This window comes from Granulicella tundricola MP5ACTX9 (assembly GCF_000178975.2).
In the GTDB taxonomy this organism is placed as follows: Bacteria; Acidobacteriota; Terriglobia; order Terriglobales; family Acidobacteriaceae; genus Edaphobacter; species Edaphobacter tundricola.
In genome coordinates, this window is the sequence record NC_015064.1 from 3,854,289 (window position 1) to 3,880,338 (window position 26,050).

A 26,050-nucleotide genomic window follows, 5' to 3' on the forward strand; every position below is an offset into this window, starting at 1 on the left:
CCCCAGGTCCTGCCATCACTGTCCCGGAGCCGTCTCGTAGGCTCACCAACTCACCCTCAACAGCGAAACCCCATCCCGCGGCAAACTCATCTTCACCTCCATCACTCCCCCTTTCACCTCCACCCACTCGGGACTCGTCAACATCTCCAACCGTCCCGATGCCTGCAGCTCTTTGTACTGCTCCTCCGTAGGCTTCTGCGGCGACCCCATTCCCTTCCACACCGTGTACGAGTTGCTATGCGTATCGTCCAGACGATAGTGCTCCAGCAGAACGCGGGTAACTCCCGCGGGCATGCCACCGATGCTTACTGTGGTCTTCGCAGCAGCAGCCTTCCCATCGATATCGTCATAGTTCCAGACCAGCACCGCCGCGCTGCGATCGCCCTTCGTCGCCAGCGCATCCACGTCAGCCTTTTCTCTTACGCCAGCGGCGAGCTTTGCGTCCAGATCCACTCGGCCCGAGCTCGTCACCGCGACCCTGCTGCCGCTCATCAGTCCGAACATCCGGAAGACGTTCAGCACGGGCTTGTCGACACCATTTGTTGCAAGGTCTCGAAAGCCCTCAAAGTACTCCTTATCCTCAAACTCAAACGACCAGCTCAGCATCCCGAGGAGGTTCACGCCGTGGCGGTCCTGCAGCTCGAACAAGCCCTTCAAGGCATCGGCCGTATACGCCGGATAGAGGGTGCCGTTCCTGTAGTTATTGGCCGGCTCGACCTTGGACGAGCAGGCCGCGCAGCCCTCGGGATCGGCCTCGCTCAGGATGATGGGGAGCGACTTGAAGCGTGGGAAGCCGGCGATCAACTTGAAACCTTCATCCGCGTCGCGCAGCTCGCTGGCAATGCCCATGGTGACCTTACCCGCGGCGATCTTTGGGCTGCCCTTGGCGTGGAAGGTGATGAAGTCCATGGGGACCCGCTTGCCGTCCGCGGCGCTGCTGCCCGTATCCACATGGTCCAGGAAGTTCTTCAGGAAGAGCCGAGCCTTCTCGCTGCGCGGACTGGTGCTCGCGGGGCCGCCGACCTTTGCGCCCGGGAGTGCGGTTCTCACGCCTGCGACGGCGTAGTCGTAGAGCTTCCAGTAGTCCTCTGCGGGCGCGTGCCAGTAGTCGATATCGGGCTCGTTCCAGACTTCGAAGTACCAGCGCAGCACCTCCTCCTTGCCGTAGCGCTCGACCAGGTGCGCCGTGACCACGCGTATGAGCTCACCCCACTTTTTGTAGTCCCTGGGCGGATTGTTGGAGCGCCCGGAGATCGTCGACTTGGGATAGTGGACCTGGTAGGGCTCGGTCCGGCCCGGGACGTCCGCCGCCAGGGCCTCCGGCATGAAACCGAGCTCCACCATCGGCCTCACACACGCGGCCTTGTACGCGTCGAAGATGCCATCGAGGATCTTGAAGTCGTATACGGGCTTGCCGTTCGCATCCTCGGTGTAGACGTTGGTGGAGCTGAACTTCAGCTCCGCCACGCCGTCGCCGGAGGTGAGGAGATGATGGGCCCGGATGGAGACCGGCACGGGGCTGAGATCGTGCAGCTCGCGCAGCAGCTTCTGCCCGTCGGGGGCGGTCGTGTAGTTCGCTTCGTCATAGCCGAACCAGCTATAGACGGGCTTGTACGCGCCCACGGGCTTGGAGAGATCGACCTGGATCGACACGGGCTCCTGCGCGCCCATCACACCGCAAATCGCCAGCACCCCGGCCCAGACTGCACACCTTTGCATCACGCCAGCTCCCTGAAAACGTTATCCTGCGAAGACTAGCAGATGCTCTTCGACGTGCGGCCTCGCTTGCAGACCATACCCCCCGACCGCTATGCTCGGGAGCCGAAGGCCCTGTCGCCCACCGCTCGCACTGAAGAAAGCAAAGGACGTTTCCCGATGAAGCTCACCCGCCTGATTCCGCTCGTACTGATCCCTGCCGCCGCGTTCGCCCAGACCAAGGTCACCACCGCCCCGTTCGGCACGCTGCCGGACGGCGGCACGGTCCAGTCGTACACCCTGACCAGCCCTCAGCTTGAGGTCAAGCTCATCACGCTGGGAGCGCACATCACCGCCATCCAGGCGCCGGACCGCGAGGGCCACAAGACCGACGTCGTGCTTGGCTACGACGATCTGGCCGGGTACCTCGCCGACAAGAACACCTACATGGGCTCCGTTCCGGGGCGCTACGCCAACCGCATCGGCAAAGGCCAGTTCACGCTGGACGGTAAGCAGTATCAGCTCCCGCTCAACAACAATGGCAACACGCTGCATGGCGGCACCACCGGCTTCGACCGCTACAACTGGACCGCCAAGCAGATTCCCTCCGGCGTGGAGTTCACCGTCGTCTCGAAAGATGGCGACCAGGGCTTCCCCGGAACCCTTACCGCCCATGTCCGCTATACGCTTGCCGCCGACGCACTGAAGATTGAGTACTCCGCGACCACCGACAAGGACACCGTCCTCAACCTCACCAACCACACCTACTTCAACCTCAGCGGCCACGGCGAGATCCTCGGAGAGAAGATGATGATCAACTCCGACAAGATCACCCCCGTCAACTCCGGGCTCATCCCCACCGGCAAGTTCATGCCCGTCGCAGGGACGCCGTTCGACTTCCAGAAGCCGACGACCATCGGCGACCGCATCAACGTCACCGCGGGCCCTGCAGGCCAGCAGATGGTCTACGCGGGCGGCTACGACCACAACTTCGTCCTCAAGTCTGCTGCCGGGACGCATCTGGCCGCGCGGGTGATGGACCCTGCCTCCGGCCGCGTTCTCACCGTCACCACCACCGAGCCCGGCGTCCAGTTCTACACCGGCAACTTCCTGGACGGCACCTACAAGGGCCGCGAGGGCATGGTCTTCGCCAAGCACACCGGCTTCTGCCTGGAGACGCAGCACTTCCCGGACTCGCCTAACCAGCCCAACTTCCCCACTACCGAACTGAAGCCCGGCCAGACCTTCAGCAGCACCACCACCTTCCGCTTCTCCACGGAAAAATGAGGGCGAAGGCTGAACCGAAGAGGCAACGATAAAGGGGCGAGACTCAGGTCTCGCCCCTTCATTGTTGCCTCGGATTGGATTGGGTGGGTCTATTCGGGTGGCAGGGCTTCGAGGGTAGCTTTGGTTTTGTTGTGAAGCATCAGGGTTTCGGCGTGTTGCTTGCGCAGGCCCTCTACGATGTGGGCGGGGGCTCGGCCCATGAAGCCTTTGTTGCCTAGCTGCTTGTCTGCGGCCTGCAGGCCCTTTTCGTACTTGGCCAGGTCCTTGGTGAGGCGCTCGCGCTCGGCGGGGACGTCGATCTGGCGCTCGTAGACGACCTGCACGTCAAAGCTTGGGGTGCTCTTGGTGCCGGAGCCGGAGAGGGGCGAGTCGGCGACTGAGACGGCGCTGACGCGGGCCATCTTGGCGAGGATGTCGGCGTTGGACTGAACCATGAGGCCGATGTGGGGGTTCGAGGCAAAGATGAGGACTGGGGCGGCTTCTTTTTCGGGGACGCCGGTCTCTTTGCGGATGCCTCGGATGGCTACGATGACCTCCTGCAGGAGGGTCATGTCGGTGGCTGCGATGCCGCCTTGCGGATAATCCTCGTGCTGTGGGAAGCGGGTTAGGGCTATGGATTTTGCCGGGGCTTCGAGGCCTAATGCCGCGTAGAGAACGTGCCAGATCTCCTCCGTGATGAAAGGCATGAAGGGGGAGAGCATGCGGAGGGCGGCTTCGTAGACTGTGACGAGGGCGGAGAGGGACTGCTCGGTGGCTGCGTTGTTTTCTCCGCTGAAGTCGAGGCGGACCTTGACTAGTTCCAGGTACCAGTCGCAGAACTCGCCCCAAAAGAACTGGTAGATGGCGTTGGCGGCTTCGTCGAAACGGTAGTCCTTGAGGGCTTGATCGACTGTCTTGGAGGTCTCTGAGAGGCGGTCGAAGATCCACTGGGTTTCTATAGGCGCTCCAACCCACGTCCCAGAGGCGGGACGTGGGGCACCCAGAGTGGTGGGGATGTCGAGATTTGTGACCAGGGTGGTGGAGAGGCCGGCTTCTTTGGCTCGCTCTATGTTCATGAAGAGGAAGCGGGCGGCGTTCCAGATTTTGTTGGCGAAGGCTCGGTAGCCTTCGGTGCGGGCTTCGTTGAAGGCTATGTCTGTGCCGGGTGAGGCTTGCGAGGCCAAGGTGAAACGGACGGCGTCTGTGCCGTACTTGGTGATGATCTCGATGGGATCGATGACGTTGCCCTTGGTCTTGGACATTTTTTGGCGGTCGGCGTCGCGGACGAGGGCGTGGATGTACACCTCGCGGAAGGGGACGGAGTCGGCGAGGGTGCGGGGGGTGCCATCTGCGTTAGGGACTTCCTGCATGAAGTGAGTGCCGAGCATGATCATGCGGGCTACCCAGAAGAAGAGGATGTCGAAGCCGGTGACGAGGAGGTCTGTGGGGTAGAAGGAGGCCAGGTCAGGGCTCAGGGATAAGGGCCCAGGGCTCAGGTTCGCCGATCCCTGAGCACTGGACCCTGGTCCCTGTACTTTGGGCCAACCGAAGACGGTGAAGGGGAGCATGCCGGAGGAGAACCAGGTGTCGAGGACGTCGGTCTCCTGCGTCAGGTCTGTGCTGGCGCAGGTTGGGCAGGCAGTGGGGGTGGTGCGAGAGACGGTGATGTGGCGGTTGGCGCAGTACCAGGCGGGGATGCGGTGGCCCCACCAGAGTTGGCGGGAGAGGCACCAGTCGTGGATGTTTTCCATCCACTGCTGGTAGGTCTTCTCGTACATGTCTGGCGTGAACTTGATGTGGCCTTCGCGGACGGCGGCGATGGCTTTGGCTGCGATGCTTTCGCCTCCGGTGGATGGCGCTTTGTTGACTGCGAGGAACCACTGGTCGGAGAGGCGGGGCTCTATGACGGAGCCCGAGCGCTGGGAGACCGGGACCGTCATGGCGTGGTCTTTGATTTCGACGAGGAGACCGATGGCTTCTAGTTCGGCGACGATCTGCTTGCGGGCTTCGAAGCGGTCGAGGCCGTGGTACGGGCTGCCGGGGAGATCGATGTGGGCGGTCTTGTCGAGGATCGTGAGGCTGGGGAGGTCGTGGCGCTTGCCGATGGCGAAGTCGTTGGGGTCGTGCGCGGGCGTGACCTTGACGGCTCCGGTGCCGAACTCGGGGTTGGCCCATTCGTCGGCTACGATGGGGATCTCGCGGTTTGTTAGGGGCAAAGAGAGTGTCTTACCGATGAGGTGCTGGTAGCGCGGGTCGGTGGGGTTGACGGCTACGGCTGTGTCGCCAAGGAGGGTCTCCGGGCGGGTGGTGGCGATGACGATGGAGCCGGTGCCGTCTGCGAGGGGGTAGCGGATGGAGTAGAGCTTGCCGGTGCGCTCTTCGGATTCGACTTCAAGGTCCGAGACGGCGGTCTGGAGGACGGGGTCCCAGTTGACGATGTAAGCGCCGCGATAGATGAGGCCCTGCTCGTGGAGGCGGACGAAGGCCTCGGTGACGGCGTGGGAGAGGTCGTCGTCCATGGTGAAGTATTCGCGAGACCAGTCGACGGAGTCCCCGAGGCGGCGCATCTGGTCGGTGATGGCGGAGCCGTACTTCTGCTTCCACTCCCAGACGCGGGCAACGAAGGCTTCACGGCCCAGCTCGGCGCGGGTGGTTTTGCCTTCTGCGGCGAGCTGCTTTTCCACCATCAGTTGGGTGGCAATGCCGGCGTGGTCGGTGCCGGGAACCCAGAGGGCCGTCTCGCCGGACATGCGGTGCCAGCGGGTGAGGATGTCCATCTCGGTGTGTTCGAGCATGTGACCGATGTGGAGGACGCCGGTGACGTTGGGCGGCGGGAGGAGGATGGTGAAGGCGGCGGTTCCGGGGGCGGCAGCCGGGGTGTCGAACAGCTTCTTTTCGACCCAGTAGTCAGCCCACTTTTCTTCGATGGTGGAGGGGTCGTAGGCCTTGGCTAGTTCTGTGGGGGCGGAGGGTTGGGTCTCTTCGATGCTCATCACGGTTAAGGGTAGCACCGGTAAGGCAGTGGGTAGTGGGTAGTGGTAGTTCTCTGTTCTCCTGGAAGTGGAGGACGGGATGGGAGGGCTGTTCTGTCCAGCTGCCAGCTATCAGCTATGACGAGGTGAGGGAAAGAGAAAAGCCCCACGGTCGCTGAGTGCGATCGTGGGGCTTGTTTGCGATGCGGGGTTAGAAGGGGTTGATCTTGGCGATGCCCTTCTTCTTCTTGTGCTTGCTGGAGGACTCGTCACCCTTGTCGTAGGCGGCCTTGGGCTTCTTGCCGTCTGCGGGGGCCGCCTGGGCTGCGGGCTGGGGGTTGGTGGCCTCGTTGACCTGGCCGGGGGTGGGGGCGGCAGACTCGACCGGCGGCAGCGGGGTGCTGTCGGCGGGGCGGACTGCGTGGAGGCCGTTATTGGGGTCTGCGGCGGTGCCGGTGGGCGAGGAGGAGTTGAGGATCTCAACGCCCATGCTGGTGCCGGTGGAGGTGGTGCCGGAGCTGGCGGGGGTCATCTCGACTGCGCCGGAGTTGGCCGGAGCGTCGCCGGTGGTGACGTCCTGGAAGGCGAGGGGCTTGGCCGGAACTGCTGCGGTTGCGGGCGCGGCGGCGTCAGGCTGAGCCGCTGCAGTGGCTGTCGCGTCGGCCGGCTTGGCGGCGTTGGGGTTCAGGGCCGCGTTGAAGTTGGCCACGACGGACTTGGTGACCTCAGGCGCGGTGGTGGCGTGGGGATCGGCCATGGTGGGTTCACCCATGCGGGCGGAGGTGACGGTGTCCGGGGCGTGCATGATGAGGAGGCGGGCGCGGTCGGCGAGGCGATAGGAGTTGCGGCTGTTCTCCATGGCGGCGCTGGCGGCGAGCTGATCCTTGGTGGGCTCAGGGATGGGCACATTCATGGCTGCAAGGCGGTCGCGGGCGTCCTCGACGTGAGGGGCTGCGGAGTGCTCCAGGACGACTTTGCTGTAGGCGGCGATGGCCTGGTCGTCGTAGGTCTTTTCCAGCTTCTGCTTAGGGCCTTCGGCGAGCTTCAGGGTGCGGATGTAGCGGGCCTGGGCCTCGTAGGCGTCGCCGAGACCGATGAGGGCGTCGTCCATGTGGCTGTAGAGTGGGTAGGTATCGACGACGGTCTGGTAACGGGCGATGACGGCGGCCCAGTTCTCGCGGGTGGCGTAGAAGGCGGCGATATCGGCGTCACGGGTGGCGAGGACCTCCTGGACGTCGCGCAGGCGCTGCTTGGCCTGGGGGACGAGCGTGGAGTCGGGGTAGTCGGTCAACATGCGGCGGTACTCTTCTTCCGCGTGGATGGACTTGGCGTGGTCGCGGTCGGGCCGATCCATCTGGCGGAAGTAGATGTCGCCGATGCGCATCTGGGCCTCGGCGGCCTCAGGGGCGTTGGGGAAGAAGACGCGGAAGTCGGCGTACTCGCTCTCTGCCTGGGTGAGAGCCGCGGTGCCGCCTTCCTTGTACCATGAGTCCGCGATGGCGAGCTTGGCGCGCATCTGATACTGGGAGTCGGGATAGGTGTTGAGCATGGTCTGCAGATCCAGGCGGGCGACGTCGTAGTGGCCCTTCTGGATGGCCGCGTAGGCCTTGTCGTAGAGCTGCTTGTCCGGGAGCTTGGAGTCTACGCCGATGAGGGCGTCGGCCTTGGTGTTCTTCTTGACGTTCTTTTTGGTGTCCTTGGACTGGACGGTCTTGGTGTCCTTGACGGCAGGATCAGCCTTCTTTTTGCCGCGATGGAAGGCGCTGGGGGGCTGATTGCTGATGGTCGCGGTGGGGATGTTGTCGCCGGCGGCGGGGGCCTGGGCTCCTACGGGGGTGCCTGCGGGAACGCCCTGCTGAGTGGCGGCCTGAGGGACGGCTCCGCCGGGATTCTGGTCCGGGCCGGGGCTGGTGACCTGGGCGTGGGCTGCGGTGGCTCCGAGAGTACCGAAGGCTGCGGCTGCGAGTACGAATGCTAAACGGCTGGGGAAGAAGGTGCGAACGGGCTTCAGGATCACGCTTTTAGAACCTCACAGGCTTCCGGCGTGCGGGCTCCGTTGTTGGAGGGATAGCCCGGGCGAGAAACCTCTCTCTATTTTAGCCTTGCCGCAGACTTTTTGCGGGTTTCCGCGGTCTGCATGGGGCGTTTATGCGGTGGGAGCGGCTGCGCGGGCTAGGCGTAGGAACTCCCGGGCGTTCTGCTCGGTGCGGGCTGGATCTCCGGGGGCGAAGATGGCCGAACCGGCGACGAGCATATCCGCTCCTGCTTCGACGACTCGAGCGACGGTATCGTGAGCGACTCCGCCGTCAACTTCGATGCGAAAGTTGAGTCCCATCTCCTCGCGGAGCTCGGCGAGGTGCTCGATCTTATCGAGGGCGAGGGGGAGGAACTTCTGGCCGCCGAAGCCGGGGTTCACGCTCATGACGAGGACGTGGTGGAGCATGGGGAGGACCTCGATAAGGGTCTCAACCGGGGTGGCGGGGTTGATGACGACGGCGGGCTGGCAACCGTGCTGCTGAATGAGCTGGAGGGTGCGATGGAGGTGGCGGCAGACCTCCTGGTGGACGCAGAGGATGTCGGCTCCGGCCTTGGCGAAGTCCTCAATGAAGGAGTCGGGGTTCTCGATCATGAGGTGGCAGTCGAGGGGGAGCTTGGTGAGGGGGCGGATGGCTGCGACGACGGGCGGGCCGAAGGTGATGTTGGGAACGAAATGGCCGTCCATGACGTCGACGTGGACGATGGTGCCGCCGCCGCGCTCGGCCGTGGCGATCTCATCTGCGAGATGCGCGAAGTCTGAGGCGAGGATGGAAAAGGCAAGTTCGATCATGCGTCGGGGCGGTCTCCTGAAGAGGAGTTTATCAGCGTGGCTAGAGTTTGAAGATGTGCTCGGCGGTCATGTTGGGGAGGAGGAGCTGGTAGTCGCCGCCGAGGAAGACGACCTTGGCGGTGGGTGGCGCGCCGCTGGGGCGCTCCTTTTCCTGGGCGGTGGAGACGAGCTGGTTGGAGCAGACGCCGATGAAGCCCCAGACGGGGAGGCGCAGCTCGGCCTTGGTGAGGGAGCTCATGGCGTTCCACTCGTTGGTGACGGCGTTGCGGACGCGGGCGAACTCCTGCGGGCGGCCGACGCTGCCGCCGATGTTGCGGTAACGCATGCGGAGCTCCTTGAAGCCGGGAACCTCAATGTTTCCGAGCATCATGCGCTGCCAGGGGCACCAAAACTCGGTGACGCCGCCGCCGTTGCGGAGGAAGGGGTACTCGGTACATTTGTAGACCTGGAAGCCGGCGGGGAAACGCATGTGGATGGTCTGGGGACGTTCCGTAAAGCTGTGCTGAAAGGCTGGCTTGAGGCTGGGGAAGGTGAGGGACTGGTTCAGCTCGGCTTCAGTGCTACCGCTCATCGAGACGACTCCGGGATCTGGAAATCTGGCGCGTGACGAAGTATACCTGCGAGGGGTTGCAGGTCAGTCGGAGAGTACGTCTGCGGGGACGACGGACTTTTTGCGTCGGGCGCGGCCAGCGATAACTGGGACGGCGCGTTCTATGCCTTCGCGGCCTTCGTGGAGGAGCTTGGTCTTGATGGCTTCGGCGGCTTCCGGGGCGGCCTCGCGGTTGGTTTCGGCGATGGGTCTGGGGTCGCCGAGGGCCATGCGGGCGGCTCCGCGGAGTATGCGGCGGATAGGCCAGGAGCCGTCTGGGTTGGGGAGGAAGACCTCTCCCTGGCGCTGCTTTTCCGGGCGGTAGTACCAGCGGCGGAGGAGGGAGAGATGGTCGGAGAGGCGGGCGGGGTCTGGTGGGCCGGCCTGGATGAACTTGTCTGTGAGGGTTTGGAGGACTTGCTCGGCTCGAAGCTCTGGGGAGTCTGTGGGGGTGGCGGCGGCTTCGGGTTCTAGCGGGACGGCCTGGAGCATCAGCGGCTGGGCGAAGAGGGAGGAGCCTACGGAGGTCTGCTCTTTGACGGCGCGGACGCCGAGGGTGGAGAGGCGCTCCGGGCCGGAGAGGCAGCCGGCTTCCAGCATGAAGAGGGCGGCCTGGTTGGGGTCTTCGGCGGTGTCAGACGACTTCTGGACGATGACGGCGCGGAGGTGGGGGATGGGGCGGACGAGCTCGTCGGCAAGGGCGGCGGTGGCTTTGACCTTGGTGTACTGGGTGTGGAGGGCGGCGGCTTGCTCGAACTCCATGTCTGAGGAGGCGCGTTCGCGGTCGGCGGAGATGGCGGCGAGCATGGAGTCGCCGTGGGTGTCGAAGAAGGCTTTGACGGCGGCAGATTCGGCGGCGTACTCGTCCGCGGTGCAGGTCTGGTTGCAGGGGGCCATACACTTCTTCATCTCGCCATAGGCACAGCCGGGGTGGCTGGGCGAGACCTCAAGGTCTTCATGGCAGCGGCGGAGTTTGAAGAGGTCTAAGACTGCGTCGCAGTAACGCTCCGCTGCGGTGCGGGACTGGAATGGGCCGTAGGTGTTGTCGAGTGAGCGGCGGGAGAGCTTGTTCGTGGAGTAGACGCGGGGGTGGGCGTGCTCGGCGGTGAAGCGGAGGAAGGTGGGGGTGTGGAGCTTCATCCGACGGCGAGCTTCCGGGTGGCCGAACTGGGCGGCTAATGCGTCGTAGAGGACGAGGGTGGACTCGAACTCGGAGCCGGTGACGCACCAGGCTATGGTCGTTACTTTTTGGCTGAGGTTTAATCGCCTGGATTGGGACTCGGGTGGTGCGAGGAGACGAGTCATGCGGCGGCGGAGATCGGCGGCGCGGGTGAGGTAGGGCTCGTCGGTGTCGCGCTCGCCACGGAGGGCGAAGACGCCGGGGAGGGTGGGGATCTGGCGCAGGATTTCTGTGGCTTGGGTGGGGGTGAAGGGGAGGTGGTGAGCGAATTGGAAGGCGGATGACACTTTGGAGATTGTAGTCTTGGAGGGCTCAAGCACTTGGATTCAGATGAGCATCGGGAACTCGGAAGACTCCTTTTATGCACTCTGGGTTGCGCACGGCAATTTGAATATGATTCTTTATTCCGAAAGCTGATCCAGGGTAGAGCGTCGGCTTTTCTATAAAGACTCCCTTGAGAGTATCGAAAGGCGACTTTCCTTCTTCGGCTTGCAAGCGGTGAACGTAATTCAATACTGCACAATCAAGATTGTGGCGCAGTCCGTCCGGCTGATTGACGGGTAGGGGAAGGCCAGCTTCACGCGATACTTGCTCAAGCCGGCTGAATGCTGTTTGAGCGATTCGCAGCCCAAGGCTTGTAGTGAGGTCAAGACAAAAGCCCAAATCAATTACGGCTCCGATGACTGTGGGTTTTCCGATCGATGTTGGCTTACGCCTTGATGCTTCGAGAGCAAATTCAAGTCCACGGAGCGGATTAGCTTCCCAAAAGTAAATTCCTTCGCCAAGCCAATCGTAGTCATTTTGTGATGCCCTAAAGGGGCGGTTATGCAGAAGGCTTTCCGCTACTGCTTCATCGCAGCCGTGATAGGCGAGGATGAAGGAAGCCGAGAGGTTATGCAACCGAGCGATACCGCTTACGCAGCTTGCCGTGGACGTCGTATATGCCGGCGTCTACCAGTTCTTTCATGGCCAGCGCCTTCGTACGTGTCACTTTGTCGACGTGCGATTGCGAACTCTTGCTGAAATCGGCAATGAACGCACGATCCGCCTTAGTGAGCAGTCCAGTCTTCGCAGTCGTTTTTACGCTCTTTGGCATGGTCATAATCATACGAGCGACAACAGGAATCAAACAACCACAAAGAATCCCGAAGACTACGCGCCGGCGATCATCATGCCTTCTATGTGGAGGGTGGGGGCGGCGGCGGCTCCTCGGAAGGTGAGGTCGTTGCCGATGGCTACGATGTTTTTGTACATGTCCTTGAGGTTGCCGGCGATGGTGATCTCTTCGACGGGGTAGGCGAGTTCGCCATTTTCGATCCAGAGACCGGCTGCGCCCTGGCTGTAGTCGCCGGTGACGAGGTTGACGCCGAAGCCCATGGTCTCCGTCACATAGAGGCCGCTGGGGATGCCGGCGATGATTTCTTCCGGGGTCTGGGTGCCGGGTTCGAGGTAGAAGTTTCCTGCGCCGATGCCGGGGTTCCCGGCGAGTCCGCGGGAGGCGTTGCCTGTGGAGGCCATGCCGAGCTTGCGGGCGGTGTAGGTGTTGAGGACGTAGTTTTTGAGGATGCCGTTCTCTACGAGGACTGTGCGGCGGGTGGGGAGACCTTCACCGTCGAAGGGGCTGGTGCCGAAGCCGCCGATGAGAATGGTATCGCCGGTGAGGGGGTCGATGCGTTTGTGGACCATAGTGCCGTCGTCGATGACGTTGATGTTGGGGCCGGCGATCTGCTGGCCGAGCATGTCGTCGAGGAAGCTGGCGTGGCGGTAGATGGCGTCGCCGTTGGCGGCTTCAAAGATGTTGCCGATGATGGACTTTGCGATCTCGGGCGAGAAGACGACGGGCGCGCGCTGGGTTTTGACGCGGCGTGCTCCCAGGCGGCGGAGGGTGCGCTCTGCGGCTTTGCGGCCGATGGCTTCCGGGTCTTCGAGGAGGCGGGTGGTGCGGCTGCTCGAGAACCAGTAGTTGCGCTGCATGTGGCCGTGCTCGTCGTGGGCTATGGGTGCTGCTGAAAAACCGCAATACGACCGGCGGGTCTCGCCTATGAAGCCGCGCGAGTTGACCATGATCTTGTGGCTGGTGGCGGTGTCGAAATCTCCGCCGCCGGAGTTCTGGATGCGGGTGTCGAAGGCCATGGCTGCGGCCTCGCAGCGGCGTGCGATCTCGATGCGCTCTTCGGGGGGTTGATCGTTGACGTCTTCGTAGTAGAGATGCTGATCGGTTTCGATCTGGCCGAAGGCGGAGGCCTCAGGCAGGCCGGAGAAAGGGTCTTCGCTGGTGATTTTTGCGAGTGCGACTGCGCCTTCTACGAGCTTAGCGAGGCCGTCCGGTGAGAGATCTGACGATGAGGTGCTGGCGCTGCGGAGGCCGTTGAAGACGCGCAGGCCGATGGCTCGGGAGCCGGATTCCTTGAGGGTTTCAACCTGGCCGAGACGGACGAGGGCGGAGAACTCCTCGCCCTCGTAGGCTACGGCTTCTGCGTCTGTGGCTCCGGCTTTGAGGGCTCGGTCCAGGACGGATTGGGCCAGGGTGCGGAGGTCTAAAGCGTGGACGACTGCGGGCATGAGTTATTCGACCGGGTGGGCGGACTGCTTGGCCTCGCGGCCGTCGGTGGCTTTTTTGAAGATGATGCCGCCGAAGCAGTAGGCGGAGTCGAGTGGATCTTTGTGCTCCACGTACGGTGCGCCGCCGGTCTTGCTGTTCTTGCCGAGGAGCTTGACGGCTCCGCCACAGTCCTTGCAGCGGAACTCGGTGTCGGCATCGGCGAGGGCGTCGGCGACGGATTTGACCTTCCAGAAGGGCTCGTATCCGCCGCCCTCTTTCATACGCCGACGCTTTACTTCACAGTCGTAGATCTTTTCCCGTTCGACAGCCATTAGTTTTCTATTCCTTCAACGACGATGGGTGCGGGCACGAAGGCCGGGAGTGCGATGGTGTCGGGACGCACGCCGGGGAGGCCGGTGCGCAACATGACGGGACGGGGCGAGAGACGTGCTTCGCGACCGTCGGTGGATTTGCGGAAGAGCAGGCCGCTGGAGCAGAAGGCTGCGTCAGACGGGTCCTTGTGCTCGACGAAGGGCACGGTGCCTGCCTTGCCGTTGCGGCCGAGCAGTTTGACGGCTCCGCCGCAGTCCTTGCAACGGAACTCGGTGTCGAGATCTGCAAGGGCTTCGACGAGGGTTTTTACCTTCCAGAAGGCTTCATATCCGCCACCGGCACGGACGCGCCGACGTTTGACTTCGCACTCGTAGATCTTTTCGCGTTCGGCTGCCATATTATTGTCCCGTTCCTCCGACCGTCATGCGATCGAGTTTGATGGTCGGCATACCGACCCCCACAGGCACACTCTGCCCGGCTTTGCCACAGGTACCAATTCCCTCATCGAGCGCCAGGTCGTTGCCGACCATGGAGACGTACTTGAGCGCCTCGGGGCCGTTGCCCACGAGCGTCGCACCTTTGACCGGCCGGGTAACCTTGCCATCCTCAATGAGGTAGGCTTCCGATGCCGAAAAGACAAATTTTCCGTTGGTGATGTCGACCTGCCCGCCGCCGAAGTTCACGGCGTAGAGGCCGCGCTTGACGCTTTTGATGATGTCTTCGGGCATGTCGTCGCCGTTGAGCATGTAGGTGTTGGTCATGCGCGGCATGGGAATGTGGTGGTAGCTTTCACGGCGTCCACTGCCGGTGCTGACGCCGCCCATGAGGCGGGAGTTCAGCTTGTCGGACAGGAAGGTTTTGAGGATGCCGTTTTCAATGAGGACGGTCTCCTGGGTGGGAACGCCTTCGTCGTCCACATTGAGAGAGCCGCGGCGGTTGGCGATGGTGCCGTTATCGACGACGGTGACCTTGGAGCTGGCGACCTGCTGGCCAATGAGGCCGGAGAAGGCTGAGGTTTTCTTGCGGTTGAAGTCAGCTTCCAGGCCGTGGCCCACGGCCTCATGGAGAAGGACGCCGGGCCAGCCGGGGCCGAGGACGACTTCCATCTCTCCGGCGGGTGCGTCGACCGCTCCTAATTGCAGGAGGGCGGTGCGGGCTGCCTCGCGGGCGAAGTGCTCGGGGCTCTTTGTGCCTTCGAAGAAGTCGAGGGTGACGCGTCCGCCGCCGCCTGAGCTGCCGCGTGCGGTGTTCTGCGAGTCCTTGGCGATGACCATGACGTTGAGGCGGGCGAGGGGCTGGGTGTCGGAGGCGAAGGTGCCGTCGGAGGCGGCGACGAGGATGCGTCGGACTTCGTCGTTGATGCCGGCGCGGACCTGGGTGATGCGGGAGTCGTAGGCGCGGGCGGCTTTGTCGGCGCGCTCGATGAGTGCGAGCTTGGCGGCGAGATCGGCGTCGCTGGAGAGGCCGGCGATGGGGTAGAGGGACGGGGTTTCCGTGTGGCGGAAGCCGCTGGCGAGCTCCTTGGCGGGGCCGCTGGCGATGAGGGCGGCGGTGCGCGCGGCACGGAGGAGACGCTCGCTGGAGAGGTCGTCGGTGAAGGCGAAGCCGGTGCGCTCGCCGGAGACGACGCGGATGCCGCAGCCTACGCTGATGCCCTGGCTGGCGGTTTTGACGAGGCCTTCGTCCATGCCGAGCGAGGTGCTGGTGACGGATTCAAAGTAGAGGTCGGCGTAATCGCCGCCGGCGGAGAGGGCTTCCCCGAGACAACGCTCCATGAGGCGCTCTGAGAGGCCTAATTTTTCAATGAAGTAGCGCTTGTGATCGTTGGTATCGTGAGTCTCGCGAAGATCAAGGGCGGCGCCGGTGGGAAACGTCATTATCCCCATGATAGGCTTCGAAGGCACCAGCCGCAAATCAGACGTTTTGCAGGGCGGCCCATTTTGGGAATGCTGGATGGATTAGCGGCCATGGGATGGGTCGGATGAGTTGGCTACGTTGAGGTCTATCGCCAGGTCTTTAGAGGCACCGCCGTAGCAGTTGTTGTCCGGGGCGTAGGTTGAGGCGCAGGAACGGGTTAGCTCCGGGCGGCGGGGGGACTGGGCGTACTGCCAGATGTCCGCGCCGGGGGTTCCGCTGGATTTGAGGGGCGGCGGGGTGATGGTGCAGCCGGGGGATGGGGGGCAGGTGTCCTGGGCTACCCAGAGGGTGACCGGGTGAAGGTTCGCCAAGGCGATATAAGCGCGGACGAGCTGGGCGGTGGTGATGAAGACCGGCTTGCCTTTGGAGTCTGTGCCGTCCGGGGCGGGTTGGCCGCTGAGGTAGGCTCCGGGTTTGAAGGCGGAGGCTGCGATGGTTTCCGTCCAGGCGAAGAAGTAGCCGGCCTGCTCCGGCAGGAGGCGGCCGCCTTCTTCCTGGTCGAGGAAGAGGATGGTGCCGGATGGGAAGGATTCGCGGTTGGCGGCGGCGATGGCGGCGGCGGCGTCCTGCTGGCCTAGAGCCTTGGGGGAGAGCTTCGATTTCTTGATCTCGGCGTCGAGGCGGCCGTTCCAGAGGACGAGGAAGCCAAAGCCAGCGGAGCGGAGTTGCAGGCGTTTCGATTGCCAGGAGTTGGAGGTGGTGCCGGGGGGATTGTTGAGCCAGTAGCCGGTGAAGGCGAAGCGCTGGTGGAGGTCGGCGAGGCGGGCGTCGCCGGGGTAGTCGTTGCGGTCGAAGCCAACGAAGGCTTTCTGGGCCACAGCGGTGACGGTCAGGGCGAAGCAGAGGAGGGATAAAGACAGCTTCATGGGTTTTAGGATGCGGACGGGTGTGCTACGGTTTAGGCCATGAAGGGTGATTCCAGGCAGGGTGAGCGGCGGAAGGCAGAGCGGAGTACCGACCCCCGGTACCCGATCGGGCCGTTTGTGGCGCCTGAGGTGGTGTCCGCGGATGACCGGCTGGGGGCAATCTCGGTGCTGGCGGAGCTGCCGGACCGGCTGCGCCATGCGGTGAACCGGCTGGATCATCACCAGTTGGCTACGCCGTATCGCGAGGGCGGATGGACGCTGCGGCAGGTGGTTCACCATGTGGCGGACAGTCATATGATGGCCTTTATCCGGATGCGGCTGGCGCTGACGGAGGACTGGCCGAAGGTTCCGTCCTACGACGAGGCGGCATGCTCGAGGCTGCACGATTCCAGTGCGCCGGTGGAATGGTCGCTGGAACTGGTGGAGAGTCTGCACGCGCGCTGGGTGATGCTGCTGCAATCCTTGAAGGAGGAGCAATGGCAGCGGGGCTTTGTGCATTCTGCGTACGGCCGGACTACGGTGGATCTGGCGGCACAGGAGTATGCGTGGCACTCTCGGCATCATGTGGCGCACATCATGCATCTGCGGTATGCGCGGCACTGGTAGGGAGATCGACCCCTTGACCCCCACCGGGGTAAATCGATTCAAAGTCTTCAAAACAGGTTAGTCAGGTCTGGACACACGGCTCTGACCGATCATGGGCCACCGGCGGATTATGCTGGTGTGCATGACGCCGCGAGCCGTGACCTCCGAGCACGAACAGACTCCTGAGCAGTTGGCGGCGACGCTGGATAACTACCTGGCGGAGTATCCAGCGGCGGTGGTGATGGAGGATGGCAAGGTCCTGTTCGACATGCGGGAGGCGAAGTACACGCTGGGGACCGAGCATGGGCGCTGCACGCTTCATCTTTGGGGTGAGGAGCGGAATTTGGTCCGGCGCGTGAGCGGTGCGGCGCTGCGGGATAAGGTTTTGCGGCTGACGACGCACAAGTTTGGGCAGGCGAAGCCGCAGACGCTGGAGGTGGCTGGAGATAAGGACCGGCGGACGCCTTCCACGCGGGAGGCGACTCGGGTGCGGTATGTGAAGGTGCTGGAACGGGCGCTGGGGCGGCAGTTCGAGGGGTGGAAGCCGGATGCGTTTCGGACGGCGATGGATCTCGAAAAGAGCTTTGGCCCGGCGTATGCGCGGGGGCTGCTGGTGCAGGGGCAGAAGAGCTGGGCGGTGATCGGGGTCAATGAGGAGGAGGCGCAGACGACGGTCGACGGCATCCTGACGCTGGGGATTCTTTGGCTCGAAAGCTGCCGGACGGCGGGGGATGGGCGGCGGACGGTGCAGGGGCTGAAGCTGGTGGTGCCGCGGGGGATGGGGGCGCTGACGCTTTCGCGGATGGCCTGGCTGAACGGGGATGCGGCGCAGTGGGAGTTGTGGGAGCTTGACCAGAGGGAGGAGACGCTGGAGCTGAGGGATGCGGCGGATCATGGGAATCTGCAGACCCGGCTGGTGCATGCGCCGAACGAGGCGGCAGCTCGGGAGCGGTTTGCGGCGAGCGCTGCGCGGGTGATGGGAATGCTGCCGGAGGGGATGGGGGCGGTGACGGAGCAGCGGATTCGCAGCGGGACGGAGGTGGCGTTTCTGCTGCATGGGCTGGAGTTTGCGCGGGTTCGGATGGGAGCGACGGGGGAGTCGTTCAACCGGGTGGAGGAGATCAGCTTTGGCGCGGGGGCGAATGAGACGCTGCTCGCCGATGAGAATGAAGGGGCGTTGCGGGAGTTGGTGGCGAGGCTGTACGAGCGGCGGTCGGGTGCGGGGGATAAGCGTGACCCGCTGTACCGGATGCAGCCGGAGCGTTGGCTCGAAGGGGAGCTGCGGCGGGATCTGACGTTGATCGATACGAAGCTGGATGCGCGACATGTGTATGCGCAGGTGCCGGCGTTTGCGGCGGCGGATCGGGGGATGATGGATCTGCTTTCCGTCAGCGAGGATGGGCGGCTTGCGGTGCTCGAACTGAAGGCGGATGAGGATATGCAGTTGGCTTTGCAGGGGCTCGATTACTGGGTGCGGGTGCGGTGGCATCACCTGCAGAACCCGGACCCGGTGAGTGGGCTGGGGGAGTTTCAGCGGCATGGGTACTTTGGAGATGTGAGGTTGTCTGGGGTGGGGCCTCGGTTGTATCTGGTGGCTCCGGCTTTGCGGGTTCATCCGGCGACTGAGATTGTTTTGCGGTATTTGTCGCCGCGGGTGGAATGGATGCTGGTGGGGCTGGATGAACGTTGGCGGAGCAAGGTGAAGGTGGTCTGGCGGAAGCGGAGTGGGGTTTAACTTACCCCGCTTCCACCCCATCGTTCTGTTTTTCCGGCCACCCCGTTCACCCCCACCGATCACCCCGTAACTCTTTTCACCCCATCCACTTCCCCGCCCTCAACTTTCGAGTCTTCCGCCCAGCTGCAAACGTCTCATCGACACCAAAGCAAATGGGCCAGCGCCTGCATCCAACGCGCTAAGCCTTTACAGCTACCAAGGGAGAATTCCAGGGCATGTGGATCGTCAAACTAGCGCTCAGGCGCCCGTACACCTTTGTCGTCCTCTCGCTGCTCATCTTCCTGCTCGGCATCGGCTCGGCCATCACCGCCCCCAAGGACATCTTCCCGGCGATCAATATCCCGGTCGTGACGATCGTCTGGACCTACTCCGGACTCACCCCGACCGAGATGGAAGGCCGCATCGTCACTGTCTGCGAGCGCGCCCTCACCACCACCGTCAATGACATCGAGCACTCCGAGTCCGAGTCCTACCAGGGCGTCTCCGTCATCAAGGTCTACTTCCAGCCGGACGTCAAAATCGAGCTTGCCGTAGCCCAGGTCACCTCCATCGTCCAGACCATCCTCCGCACCCTGCCGCCCGGCTCCTTCCCGCCCTTCATCATCAAGTACGACGCATCCACCGTCCCCATCCTTCAGCTCTCCCTCTCCGGCCAGGGCCTCTCTGAGTCAGACCTCTACGACCTGGGTCTCTCCTTCATCCGCCCTCGCCTCTCGAACGTCAAGGGTGCCTCCATTCCCTTGCCCTACGGCGGTAAAGTCCGTCAGATCATGGTCGATGCCGACCCCAACCTGATGTACGCCAAGCACCTCTCGGCGGCGGACGTCGGCACCGCCATCGCCCAGCAGAACCTCATCCTCCCAGCCGGAACCGCACGCATCGGGGACCGCGAGTACGTCGTCAAGCTGAACTCCTCGCCGAACGAAGTCTCTGCGTTGAATGACCTTCCCATCCGCGCCGCCAACGGCTCCGTGGTCTTCATCAAGGACGTCGCGCAGGTGGAAGAGGGCTTCGCCGTCCAGACCAACATCGTCCGTGAAAACGGCAAGCGCGGCGCGCTCCTGACCGTCCTCAAAAACGGCGCTACCAGCACCCTGGACATCGTGGACGGCGTCAAGAAGAACCTGCCCAAGGTCCTGGGCGGCCTGCCCCCCAACCTCAAGGTCACCCCGCTCTTCGATCAATCCATCTTCGTTCGCGAGTCCATCAGTGAGGTCGCACGTGAGGCCACCATCGCCGCCGCACTCACCGGCCTCATGATCCTGCTCTTCCTTGGCTCGTGGCGCTCCACCCTGATCGTCTGTACGTCGATTCCGCTCTCAATCGCCACCTCGCTCGTCATCCTCACCGCGCTCGGCGAGACCATCAATGTCATGACCCTCGGCGGTCTCGCCCTGGCCGTCGGTATCCTCGTCGACGACGCCACCGTTGAGATCGAAAACACCCACCGCAACATGAGCGAGAAGAAGCCGCTTGTCCGAGCCATCCTGGACTCCGCCCAGCAGGTCGCCGCACCCGCCTTCGTCTCCACCCTCTCCATCTGCATCGTCTTCATCCCGGTCGTGCTCCTCACCGGCGCGGCCAAATACCTCTTCACCCCACTCGCCATGGCCGTGGCCTTCGCCATGATGGCCTCCTACTTCCTCTCCCGCACCATCGTCCCCACGATGATGCACTTCCTCCTGGCCTCGGAGATCCGCCTCTACCAGGACGAAGGCGCATCCGAGCAGGAGGAGCGTGAATCCTGGGTCTGGCGCTGGCACATGAAGTTCGACCGCCAGTTCGAGAAGATGCAGCACCACTACAAGAACGCGCTCGAGTGGTGCCTGGAGAACGCCGGTCTCACCCTCATCCTCTTCTTCGGCTTCATCCTTCTCTCACTTCCTCTCACCTTCTTCATCGGAGAAGACTTCTTCCCATACGTCGACTCCGGCCAGATGCGCCTGCACGTCAATCCGCCCGTCGGCCTACGCATCGAGGACTCCGAGCAGTACTTCGCCTCCATCGAAAAAGACATCCGTGCCCTCATCCCCCCGGACGAGATCGATCTCATCCTCGATAACATCGGCCTTCCGACCGGCGGTATCAACCTCGCCTTCGGCAACAGCGCCACCATCTCCAACTCGGACGGCGAGATTCAGATCGCACTCAAACCCGGCAAGCGCAAGACCACCGAATACCAGCGCCTCCTGCGGGATAAGCTGGCTGAAAAGTATCCCGGCGCGACCTTCTTCTTCACCCCCGCCAACATCACCAACCAGATCCTGGACTTCGGCCTGCCCGCACCCATCGACGTCGCCATCAGCGGCCGCGGCAAGGGAAACTACGTCCTCGCCCAGAAGATCATGAAGCGTATCGCCGCCATCCCCGGTGCGGTGGACGTCCACATCCACCAGCAGGTCAGCTATCCCACCCTGCAGGTCAACGTGGACCGTACCAAGGCTCGCCAGATCGGCCTCACCCAGCAGGAGATCGCCCAGTCCACCTTGATCTCCCTCACCGGCACCGGCCAGACGGCCCCCAACGAGTGGCTCAACCCGCTCAACGGCGTCAACTACCAGATCGTCACCCAGACCCCCCAGTACCGGCTCAACTCCCTGCAGGCGATGGCCCGCCTCCCCATCACCTCCACCAACGGTAACGTCTCGCAGCTCCTCGGCAACCTGGCCACCTTCAAGCGCGACCAGAGCCCCATCATCATCGACCACTACAACATCCAGCCTGTCTACGACATCTACGCAGACGTCGATCGCCGCGACCTCGGCGGTGTAGCCGGTGAGATCAACAAGATCATCAAGGAAGAGTCCAAAGGCCTGCCCCCTGGAAACGCCATCGACGTCCGCGGTGAAGTCACCACCATGCAGACGTCCTTCATCCGTCTCGGCGTCGGAATCGTCTTCGCCATCGGCCTGGTCTATCTCCTCATGGCCGTCAACTTCCAGTCCTGGCTGGACCCCCTCATCATCCTCATGGCCATTCCCGGAGCTTTCTCCGGAATCCTCTGGATGCTGTTCGTCACCCAGACCACCTTCAACGTCCCGTCGCTCATGGGAACCATCATGACCATCGGAGTCGCCACCGCCAACTCCATCCTCATGGTCGTCTTCGCCAACGACGAACGCATCGCCGGCAAGAACCAGTTCGATGCCGCCCTCAACGCCGGCCACACCCGCCTGCGCCCCGTGCTCATGACCGCCCTCGCGATGATCATCGGCATGTTGCCCATGGCCCTGGCACTCGGTGAAGGCGGCGAACAGAACGCCCCCCTGGGCCGCGCCGTCATCGGAGGGCTGCTCTTCGCCACGGTGGGTACCCTCTTCATCGTCCCCGTCATCTACTCGCTCCTGAAGAAGAACGCCCCCGTCGACTACGACAAGGAGATCGACGAGTTCGACCCAGACCTCCATCCCGAGGCCCAAACCGCATGATCTCGACTTCTTTGAGCCAGAAAGAATACGTCGTCATTCTGAGCGAAGCTCAGAACCTCGGTATCTGTCTTCCTGTCCAAGCCCACATTCCGATTCAAGCCCCAGCCCAGGAGCACCAACTCTAATGCCTTCCGACCAGAACCCAGACGAAACCCATCGCCTCTCCGACGGCCGCTCCGACATCGGCGACGAGTTCTCCCACCCCGAGCGCCCCGAAGAGCGCCGACTCGGCGAGTCCTTCGCCGACCCCAACGCCATCGACGACACCAAGCTCGGCAAAGCCTTCGAGAAGACCAACTCCTCGGCCAAAAAGCATCATCGCCCCGTCAAAGAGGTCGTCGAAGCCCCCTTCAAGCACAAGAGCTCGAAGAAGGTTCTCTATATCATTCTGGCCTGCGTGGTCATCATCTTCATCATCGTACTCATCGCCGGTGCCATCCCCCGCCTCGCGCAGGATAAGGAGACCCGCAAGCGCGCCGACGACACCAAAAATGCCGTGCCCGTCGTCGAAGCCGTCCGCGTCCAGACCGCCAAATCCGGTGCCGGCCTCGTCATTCCCGGCACCACCACGCCGCTCACCGAGGCCTCCGTCTACGCCCGCGCCACCGGCTACCTCACCCGCCGCTACGTCGATATCGGCGACCACGTCCACAAGGGCCAGCTCCTCGCCGTCATCGACGCCCCCGACCTCGACCAGCAGGTCCTCCAGGCACGCGAGCAGCTCAACCAGGCCCAAGCCCAACTCGCCCAGCAAAAAACCCAGCTCGCCCTCACTGAAGTCACCGTCAACCGCTACCGCGCCCTTGTCTCCCGCGGCGTCTTCTCCCGCCAGGACGGCGACCAGCAGGAGACCAACTTCCAGGCCCAGCGCGCCAACGTCGCCTCCGCGGACCGCAACGTCGATGCCTTCCGCGCCAACCTCAACCACGCCATCGCCCTCCAGTCCTTCGAGCGCGTCACCTCGCCCTTCGACGGCGTCGTCACCCAGCGCAACGTAGACACCGGCGCCTACATCTCCACCACCGGCTCCGCAGGCAACGGCGCACCACCACCCGCCCAGACCCCCGGCCTCACCAACGGCAGCTCCCAGCAGGGTGGCTCCACCAACACCTCCGGCACCAGCGGCAGCGGAGCCTCACTGGCCGGACCAAGCACCGGCGGCTCCCAGGGCGGCCCGCTCTTCTCCATCGCCCAGGTCCAGCGCCTGCGCATCCTCGTCTCCGTGCCCGAGGGCTACGCCTCCATGATCGCCACCGGCCAGCACACCGAACTCCACTTCCAGGAGTTCCCCAACAACACCTTCTACGGCGACGTCACCCGCACCGCCGCCGCCATCGACCAGAACTCCCGCACCCTCCTCACAGAGGTCCAGGTCGATAACCACGACGGCCATCTCCTCTCCGGCATGTACGCCGTCGTCACCTTCGCCCAGCACAACGGTGGCGGCCCGGCGAACATGCAATCCGGTCCCATCATGGTCACCGGTGACGCCATCGCCATCCGCAACGACCGCCCCACCATCGCCGTCATCGATTCCAATAACAAGATCCACCTCCAGCCCGTCATCATCGGCCGCGACTTCGGCGCTGAGACCGAGATCGTCTCCGGCCTCAAGTCCGGCGACCTCATCGCCAGCATCTTCACCGACCAGATCGCTGAAGGCGCAACCGTCAAGCCCCAGGAAAACAAGAAGACCGAGCAGAAGGCTGCTCCCACCTCCGCCCCACCCCAGAACACGCCTCCCGGCGGCTCCACCCAGTACGGAGACCCCGGCGTCACAGACCAGGACATGCAAGGCCAGGCCGCCAAACCCGGCCAGAAGCAAGGCGCCAAATCCGGCAAGGAAACCAAGGCCGGCGGCCCCAACAAGGGGAGCAATCAATAATGACCCATCCCTCCCGCCAGACGAATTCCTTCAACACACCCAACACCCTCGTGTGCCCCACCCTCATCGCAGCTTCATCGCGATTAGGGTGGGCCTCGAGCGAAGCTCGACCGCTCCTGCCCAAGTTAGCCATAGCCGCAGCCTTCGCCTTTACCCTCTCGTTTTCACACGCCCAGCAGCCCCAGGCCCAGAATCCCCCTGCCCTCCCCACCACCCCCACACCCCCATCCGTCCCACCCATCTCCGCCTTCACCCCCGGTGTCCCCACCCTCCTCACCGGCCTCCCCGACACGATCCCCACCCGTTCCGCCCCCGCCGGCCTGGTCTCCCGCCGCTTCTTCGGCCCATACCGCCGCCCCACCGTCCCCCCTCTCTTTCCCGGTGCCGGCGACCGCCTCCGCTCCCTCGTCCATGACGGCAAGCTCTACCTCTCCGCCAAGGACGCCATAGCCCTCGCCATAGAAAGCAATCTCGACGTAGAAGTCGAACGCTACAACCTCCTCCTCGCCGATACCGACAAGCTCCGCGCCTCCGGCGGCGGCACTCTCCGCGGCATCGACTACACCATCGCCGAGCCACCCAACGGCGTCGGCGGCCCGGGCTCCCCGCTCCTCAACACCGCGGCCGTCAACCCCAACCCCACCACCCCCACCGTCACAGACCTAACCAGCCTCAACTCCAACACCCAGGCCACCACCAATCTCTCGGAAGCCTCCACCGCCACGGCCGTGTATGCCGCCGGCCCCTCCATCCCCCTCTTCGACCCCAATCTCTTCCTCGAAGCCGGCTACTTCCGCCGCTCCGACACCGTCACCCTCACCGGCGGCACCACGGGAACCACCGGCACGACCGGAACCGGAGCCACCACCGGCGCAACCACCACCACGCCCGGCGCCCTTAACTTCGTCACCGCCAACGTCAGTTACATCCAGGGCTTCCACACCGGAACCCAGCTCGAACTCACGGTCAACAACGATTCCTCCGTCATCTACGGCTCCAACTCCTCCTACGATCCCTTCTCCCGCCCCAGCACCTCCGGCACCGTCACCCAGCCGCTCCTCCGCGGCTTCGGCCGAGACGTCAACACCCGCTTCATCAAGATCGCCAATGAAAACAAGAAGATTGGCCGCCTCCTCTTTGAGCAGCAGGTCCTTGAGACCGTCTACGGCATCTCCCGCATCTACTTCGATCTCGTCTCCCTCGGGGAAAACGTAGCCGTCCAGCAGGAAGCCCTCCGCGCCGCCCAGAAACTCCGTGACGACGACGCCAACCAGGTCATCGAAGGCACCCTCGCCCCCATCGAGCTCACCCGCGTCTCCGCCCTCGTCAGCTCCTCCGAGTTCTCCCTCATCCAGGCCCAAGGCCTCTACCGCCAGCAGGAGGTCATCCTCCGCAACCAGCTCCTCCGTGCCGACTCGCCCGTCTTCGCCGCCGGCTTCACAGAAATCGTCCCCACCGACACCATCGTCGTCCCCGAGCTCCTCCCCGAAACCCCCGTCGGCGACCTCATCGACCGCGCCCTCGAGCGCCGCCCCGACCTCGCCCAGGCCCAGCTCCAGATCAAAACCGGCCAGATCAACGTAGCCGCCTCCCGCAACCAGGCCCTGCCGCAGCTCAACGCGTATGTGAATGCACAAACAAGGGGATCGACGGAGCAGGCCTACGAGCAGCTCGGCACTCCCGGCACCGGCATTCCCACCCTCCCGCAGAACTTCGCCTTGGGCGGCCTGCGCGTCAGCACCATCGTCCAGGGCGGCGTCCAGCTCAACCTCCCCCTCCGCAACCGAGTAGCAGAATCTGACGCCGCACGCGACGGCATCCAGCTCCGCCAGGTCCAGGCAAGAGCAGAAAAGCTCTCCAACCAGATTCGCCAGGACATTGAAAACGCCACCATTGCGGTAGACACAGCCTTCGCCGCCTACAAAGCCAGCCGTGCCAGCCGAGGAGCCCAGGAACAACTCCTCTCCGCAGAACGCGACAAGCTCGAGTTCGGCCAGTCCACCCCCCTGAACGTCCTGCAAGACGAAGCCTACGTAGCCCAGGCCAAATCCACAGAGATCGCCGCCCGCTCCAACTATCAAAAAGCCCAGATCGAACTAGACCGCACCCTCGGAGACCTCCTGGAAAAGAACGGAATCACCTTGGAAGACGCTGTCCAGGGCACCGTGAAACAGTAGGGGGCTACAGTGCCAGGGTGCTAAACTCCGCAAATGTAATTCGACTGGGATGA

The 26,050-nt window shown here is 63.5% G+C and carries 19 protein-coding genes; 6 read left to right on the forward strand and 13 right to left on the reverse strand.

The features are described from left to right. Positions 1 to 42: 42 nt before the first annotated feature. A complete protein-coding gene (locus ACIX9_RS16780; protein WP_013581683.1) occupies positions 43 to 1,719 on the reverse strand; it encodes a GH39 family glycosyl hydrolase in 1,677 nt (558 codons plus the stop codon). Positions 1,720 to 1,875: 156 nt separating this feature from the next. Here ACIX9_RS16780 and ACIX9_RS16785 point away from each other — a divergent pair, with 156 nt between their 5' ends. Then, on the forward strand, positions 1,876 to 2,982 hold the full coding sequence (locus ACIX9_RS16785; RefSeq protein ID WP_041597893.1) for an aldose epimerase family protein: 1,107 nt from the start codon (positions 1,876 to 1,878) through the stop codon (positions 2,980 to 2,982). A gap of 89 nt (positions 2,983 to 3,071) precedes the next feature. On the opposite strand, the gene ACIX9_RS16790 is transcribed toward ACIX9_RS16785, so the two are convergent. From ACIX9_RS16790 to ACIX9_RS16840, 12 genes are all read right to left on the reverse strand, one after another. Next, positions 3,072 to 5,954: a valine--tRNA ligase gene (locus ACIX9_RS16790; RefSeq protein WP_013581685.1), complete on the reverse strand. Its 2,883-nt coding sequence runs from the start codon at positions 5,952 to 5,954 to the stop codon at positions 3,072 to 3,074. A 190-nt stretch (positions 5,955 to 6,144) separates the two neighbouring features. Then, on the reverse strand, positions 6,145 to 7,950 hold the full coding sequence (locus tag ACIX9_RS27430) for an outer membrane protein assembly factor BamD (RefSeq protein WP_013581686.1): 1,806 nt from the start codon (positions 7,948 to 7,950) through the stop codon (positions 6,145 to 6,147). A gap of 129 nt (positions 7,951 to 8,079) precedes the next feature. Then, positions 8,080 to 8,760, reverse strand: coding sequence for a ribulose-phosphate 3-epimerase (gene rpe, locus ACIX9_RS16800; RefSeq protein WP_013581687.1), 681 nt, complete (start codon positions 8,758 to 8,760; stop codon positions 8,080 to 8,082). 40 nt (positions 8,761 to 8,800) lie between these two features. Then, positions 8,801 to 9,331 (reverse strand): hypothetical protein, encoded by a 531-nt coding sequence (locus ACIX9_RS16805; RefSeq protein WP_013581688.1) that lies wholly within the window; start codon positions 9,329 to 9,331, stop codon positions 8,801 to 8,803. A gap of 63 nt (positions 9,332 to 9,394) precedes the next feature. After that, positions 9,395 to 10,816 (reverse strand): excinuclease ABC subunit C, encoded by a 1,422-nt coding sequence (locus ACIX9_RS16810; protein ID WP_041597177.1) that lies wholly within the window; start codon positions 10,814 to 10,816, stop codon positions 9,395 to 9,397. Between the two features lie 25 nt (positions 10,817 to 10,841). After that, positions 10,842 to 11,429: a hypothetical protein gene (locus tag ACIX9_RS24925; protein WP_013581690.1), complete on the reverse strand. Its 588-nt coding sequence runs from the start codon at positions 11,427 to 11,429 to the stop codon at positions 10,842 to 10,844. Then, entirely contained in the window at positions 11,422 to 11,625 is a 204-nt protein-coding gene (locus ACIX9_RS16815; protein WP_157477650.1) for a hypothetical protein, read from the reverse strand. Before ACIX9_RS16815 ends, ACIX9_RS24925 begins: the two co-directional genes overlap by 8 nt. 56 nt (positions 11,626 to 11,681) lie before the next feature. After that, positions 11,682 to 13,091, reverse strand: a complete 1,410-nt coding sequence (locus ACIX9_RS16820) for a TldD/PmbA family protein (protein ID WP_013581692.1) — start codon at positions 13,089 to 13,091, stop codon at positions 11,682 to 11,684. Positions 13,092 to 13,094: 3 nt separating this feature from the next. Continuing rightward, positions 13,095 to 13,403, reverse strand: coding sequence for a hypothetical protein (locus tag ACIX9_RS16825; RefSeq protein ID WP_013581693.1), 309 nt, complete (start codon positions 13,401 to 13,403; stop codon positions 13,095 to 13,097). Beyond that, complete coding sequence (locus ACIX9_RS16830) at positions 13,403 to 13,801, reverse strand: hypothetical protein (RefSeq protein WP_013581694.1); 399 nt, start codon at positions 13,799 to 13,801, stop codon at positions 13,403 to 13,405. The genes ACIX9_RS16825 and ACIX9_RS16830 overlap by 1 nt, the downstream gene beginning before the upstream one ends. Position 13,802: 1 nt before the next feature. Further along, positions 13,803 to 15,281 (reverse strand): metalloprotease TldD, encoded by a 1,479-nt coding sequence (tldD, locus tag ACIX9_RS16835; protein WP_013581695.1) that lies wholly within the window; start codon positions 15,279 to 15,281, stop codon positions 13,803 to 13,805. 81 nt (positions 15,282 to 15,362) lie between these two features. Beyond that, positions 15,363 to 16,187, reverse strand: coding sequence for a glycoside hydrolase family 25 domain-containing protein (locus ACIX9_RS16840; protein WP_013581696.1), 825 nt, complete (start codon positions 16,185 to 16,187; stop codon positions 15,363 to 15,365). 39 nt (positions 16,188 to 16,226) lie between these two features. Here ACIX9_RS16840 and ACIX9_RS16845 point away from each other — a divergent pair, with 39 nt between their 5' ends. The 5 genes from ACIX9_RS16845 to ACIX9_RS16865 all read left to right on the forward strand — a co-directional run bounded on the left by ACIX9_RS16845 (position 16,227) and on the right by ACIX9_RS16865 (position 25,997). Continuing rightward, on the forward strand, positions 16,227 to 16,793 hold the full coding sequence (locus ACIX9_RS16845) for a YfiT family bacillithiol transferase (RefSeq protein ID WP_013581697.1): 567 nt from the start codon (positions 16,227 to 16,229) through the stop codon (positions 16,791 to 16,793). A gap of 121 nt (positions 16,794 to 16,914) precedes the next feature. Then, positions 16,915 to 18,507 carry a hypothetical protein gene (locus tag ACIX9_RS16850; RefSeq protein WP_041597899.1) on the forward strand — a complete coding sequence of 531 codons (1,593 nt, stop codon included), beginning with the start codon at positions 16,915 to 16,917 and terminating at the stop codon, positions 18,505 to 18,507. A gap of 215 nt (positions 18,508 to 18,722) precedes the next feature. Continuing rightward, a complete protein-coding gene (locus ACIX9_RS16855; protein WP_013581699.1) occupies positions 18,723 to 21,935 on the forward strand; it encodes an efflux RND transporter permease subunit in 3,213 nt (1,070 codons plus the stop codon). 124 nt (positions 21,936 to 22,059) lie between these two features. Beyond that, positions 22,060 to 23,820, forward strand: coding sequence for an efflux RND transporter periplasmic adaptor subunit (locus ACIX9_RS16860; protein WP_013581701.1), 1,761 nt, complete (start codon positions 22,060 to 22,062; stop codon positions 23,818 to 23,820). Next, positions 23,820 to 25,997 (forward strand): TolC family protein, encoded by a 2,178-nt coding sequence (locus ACIX9_RS16865; RefSeq protein ID WP_013581702.1) that lies wholly within the window; start codon positions 23,820 to 23,822, stop codon positions 25,995 to 25,997. The genes ACIX9_RS16860 and ACIX9_RS16865 overlap by 1 nt, the downstream gene beginning before the upstream one ends. Positions 25,998 to 26,050 lie beyond the last annotated feature (53 nt).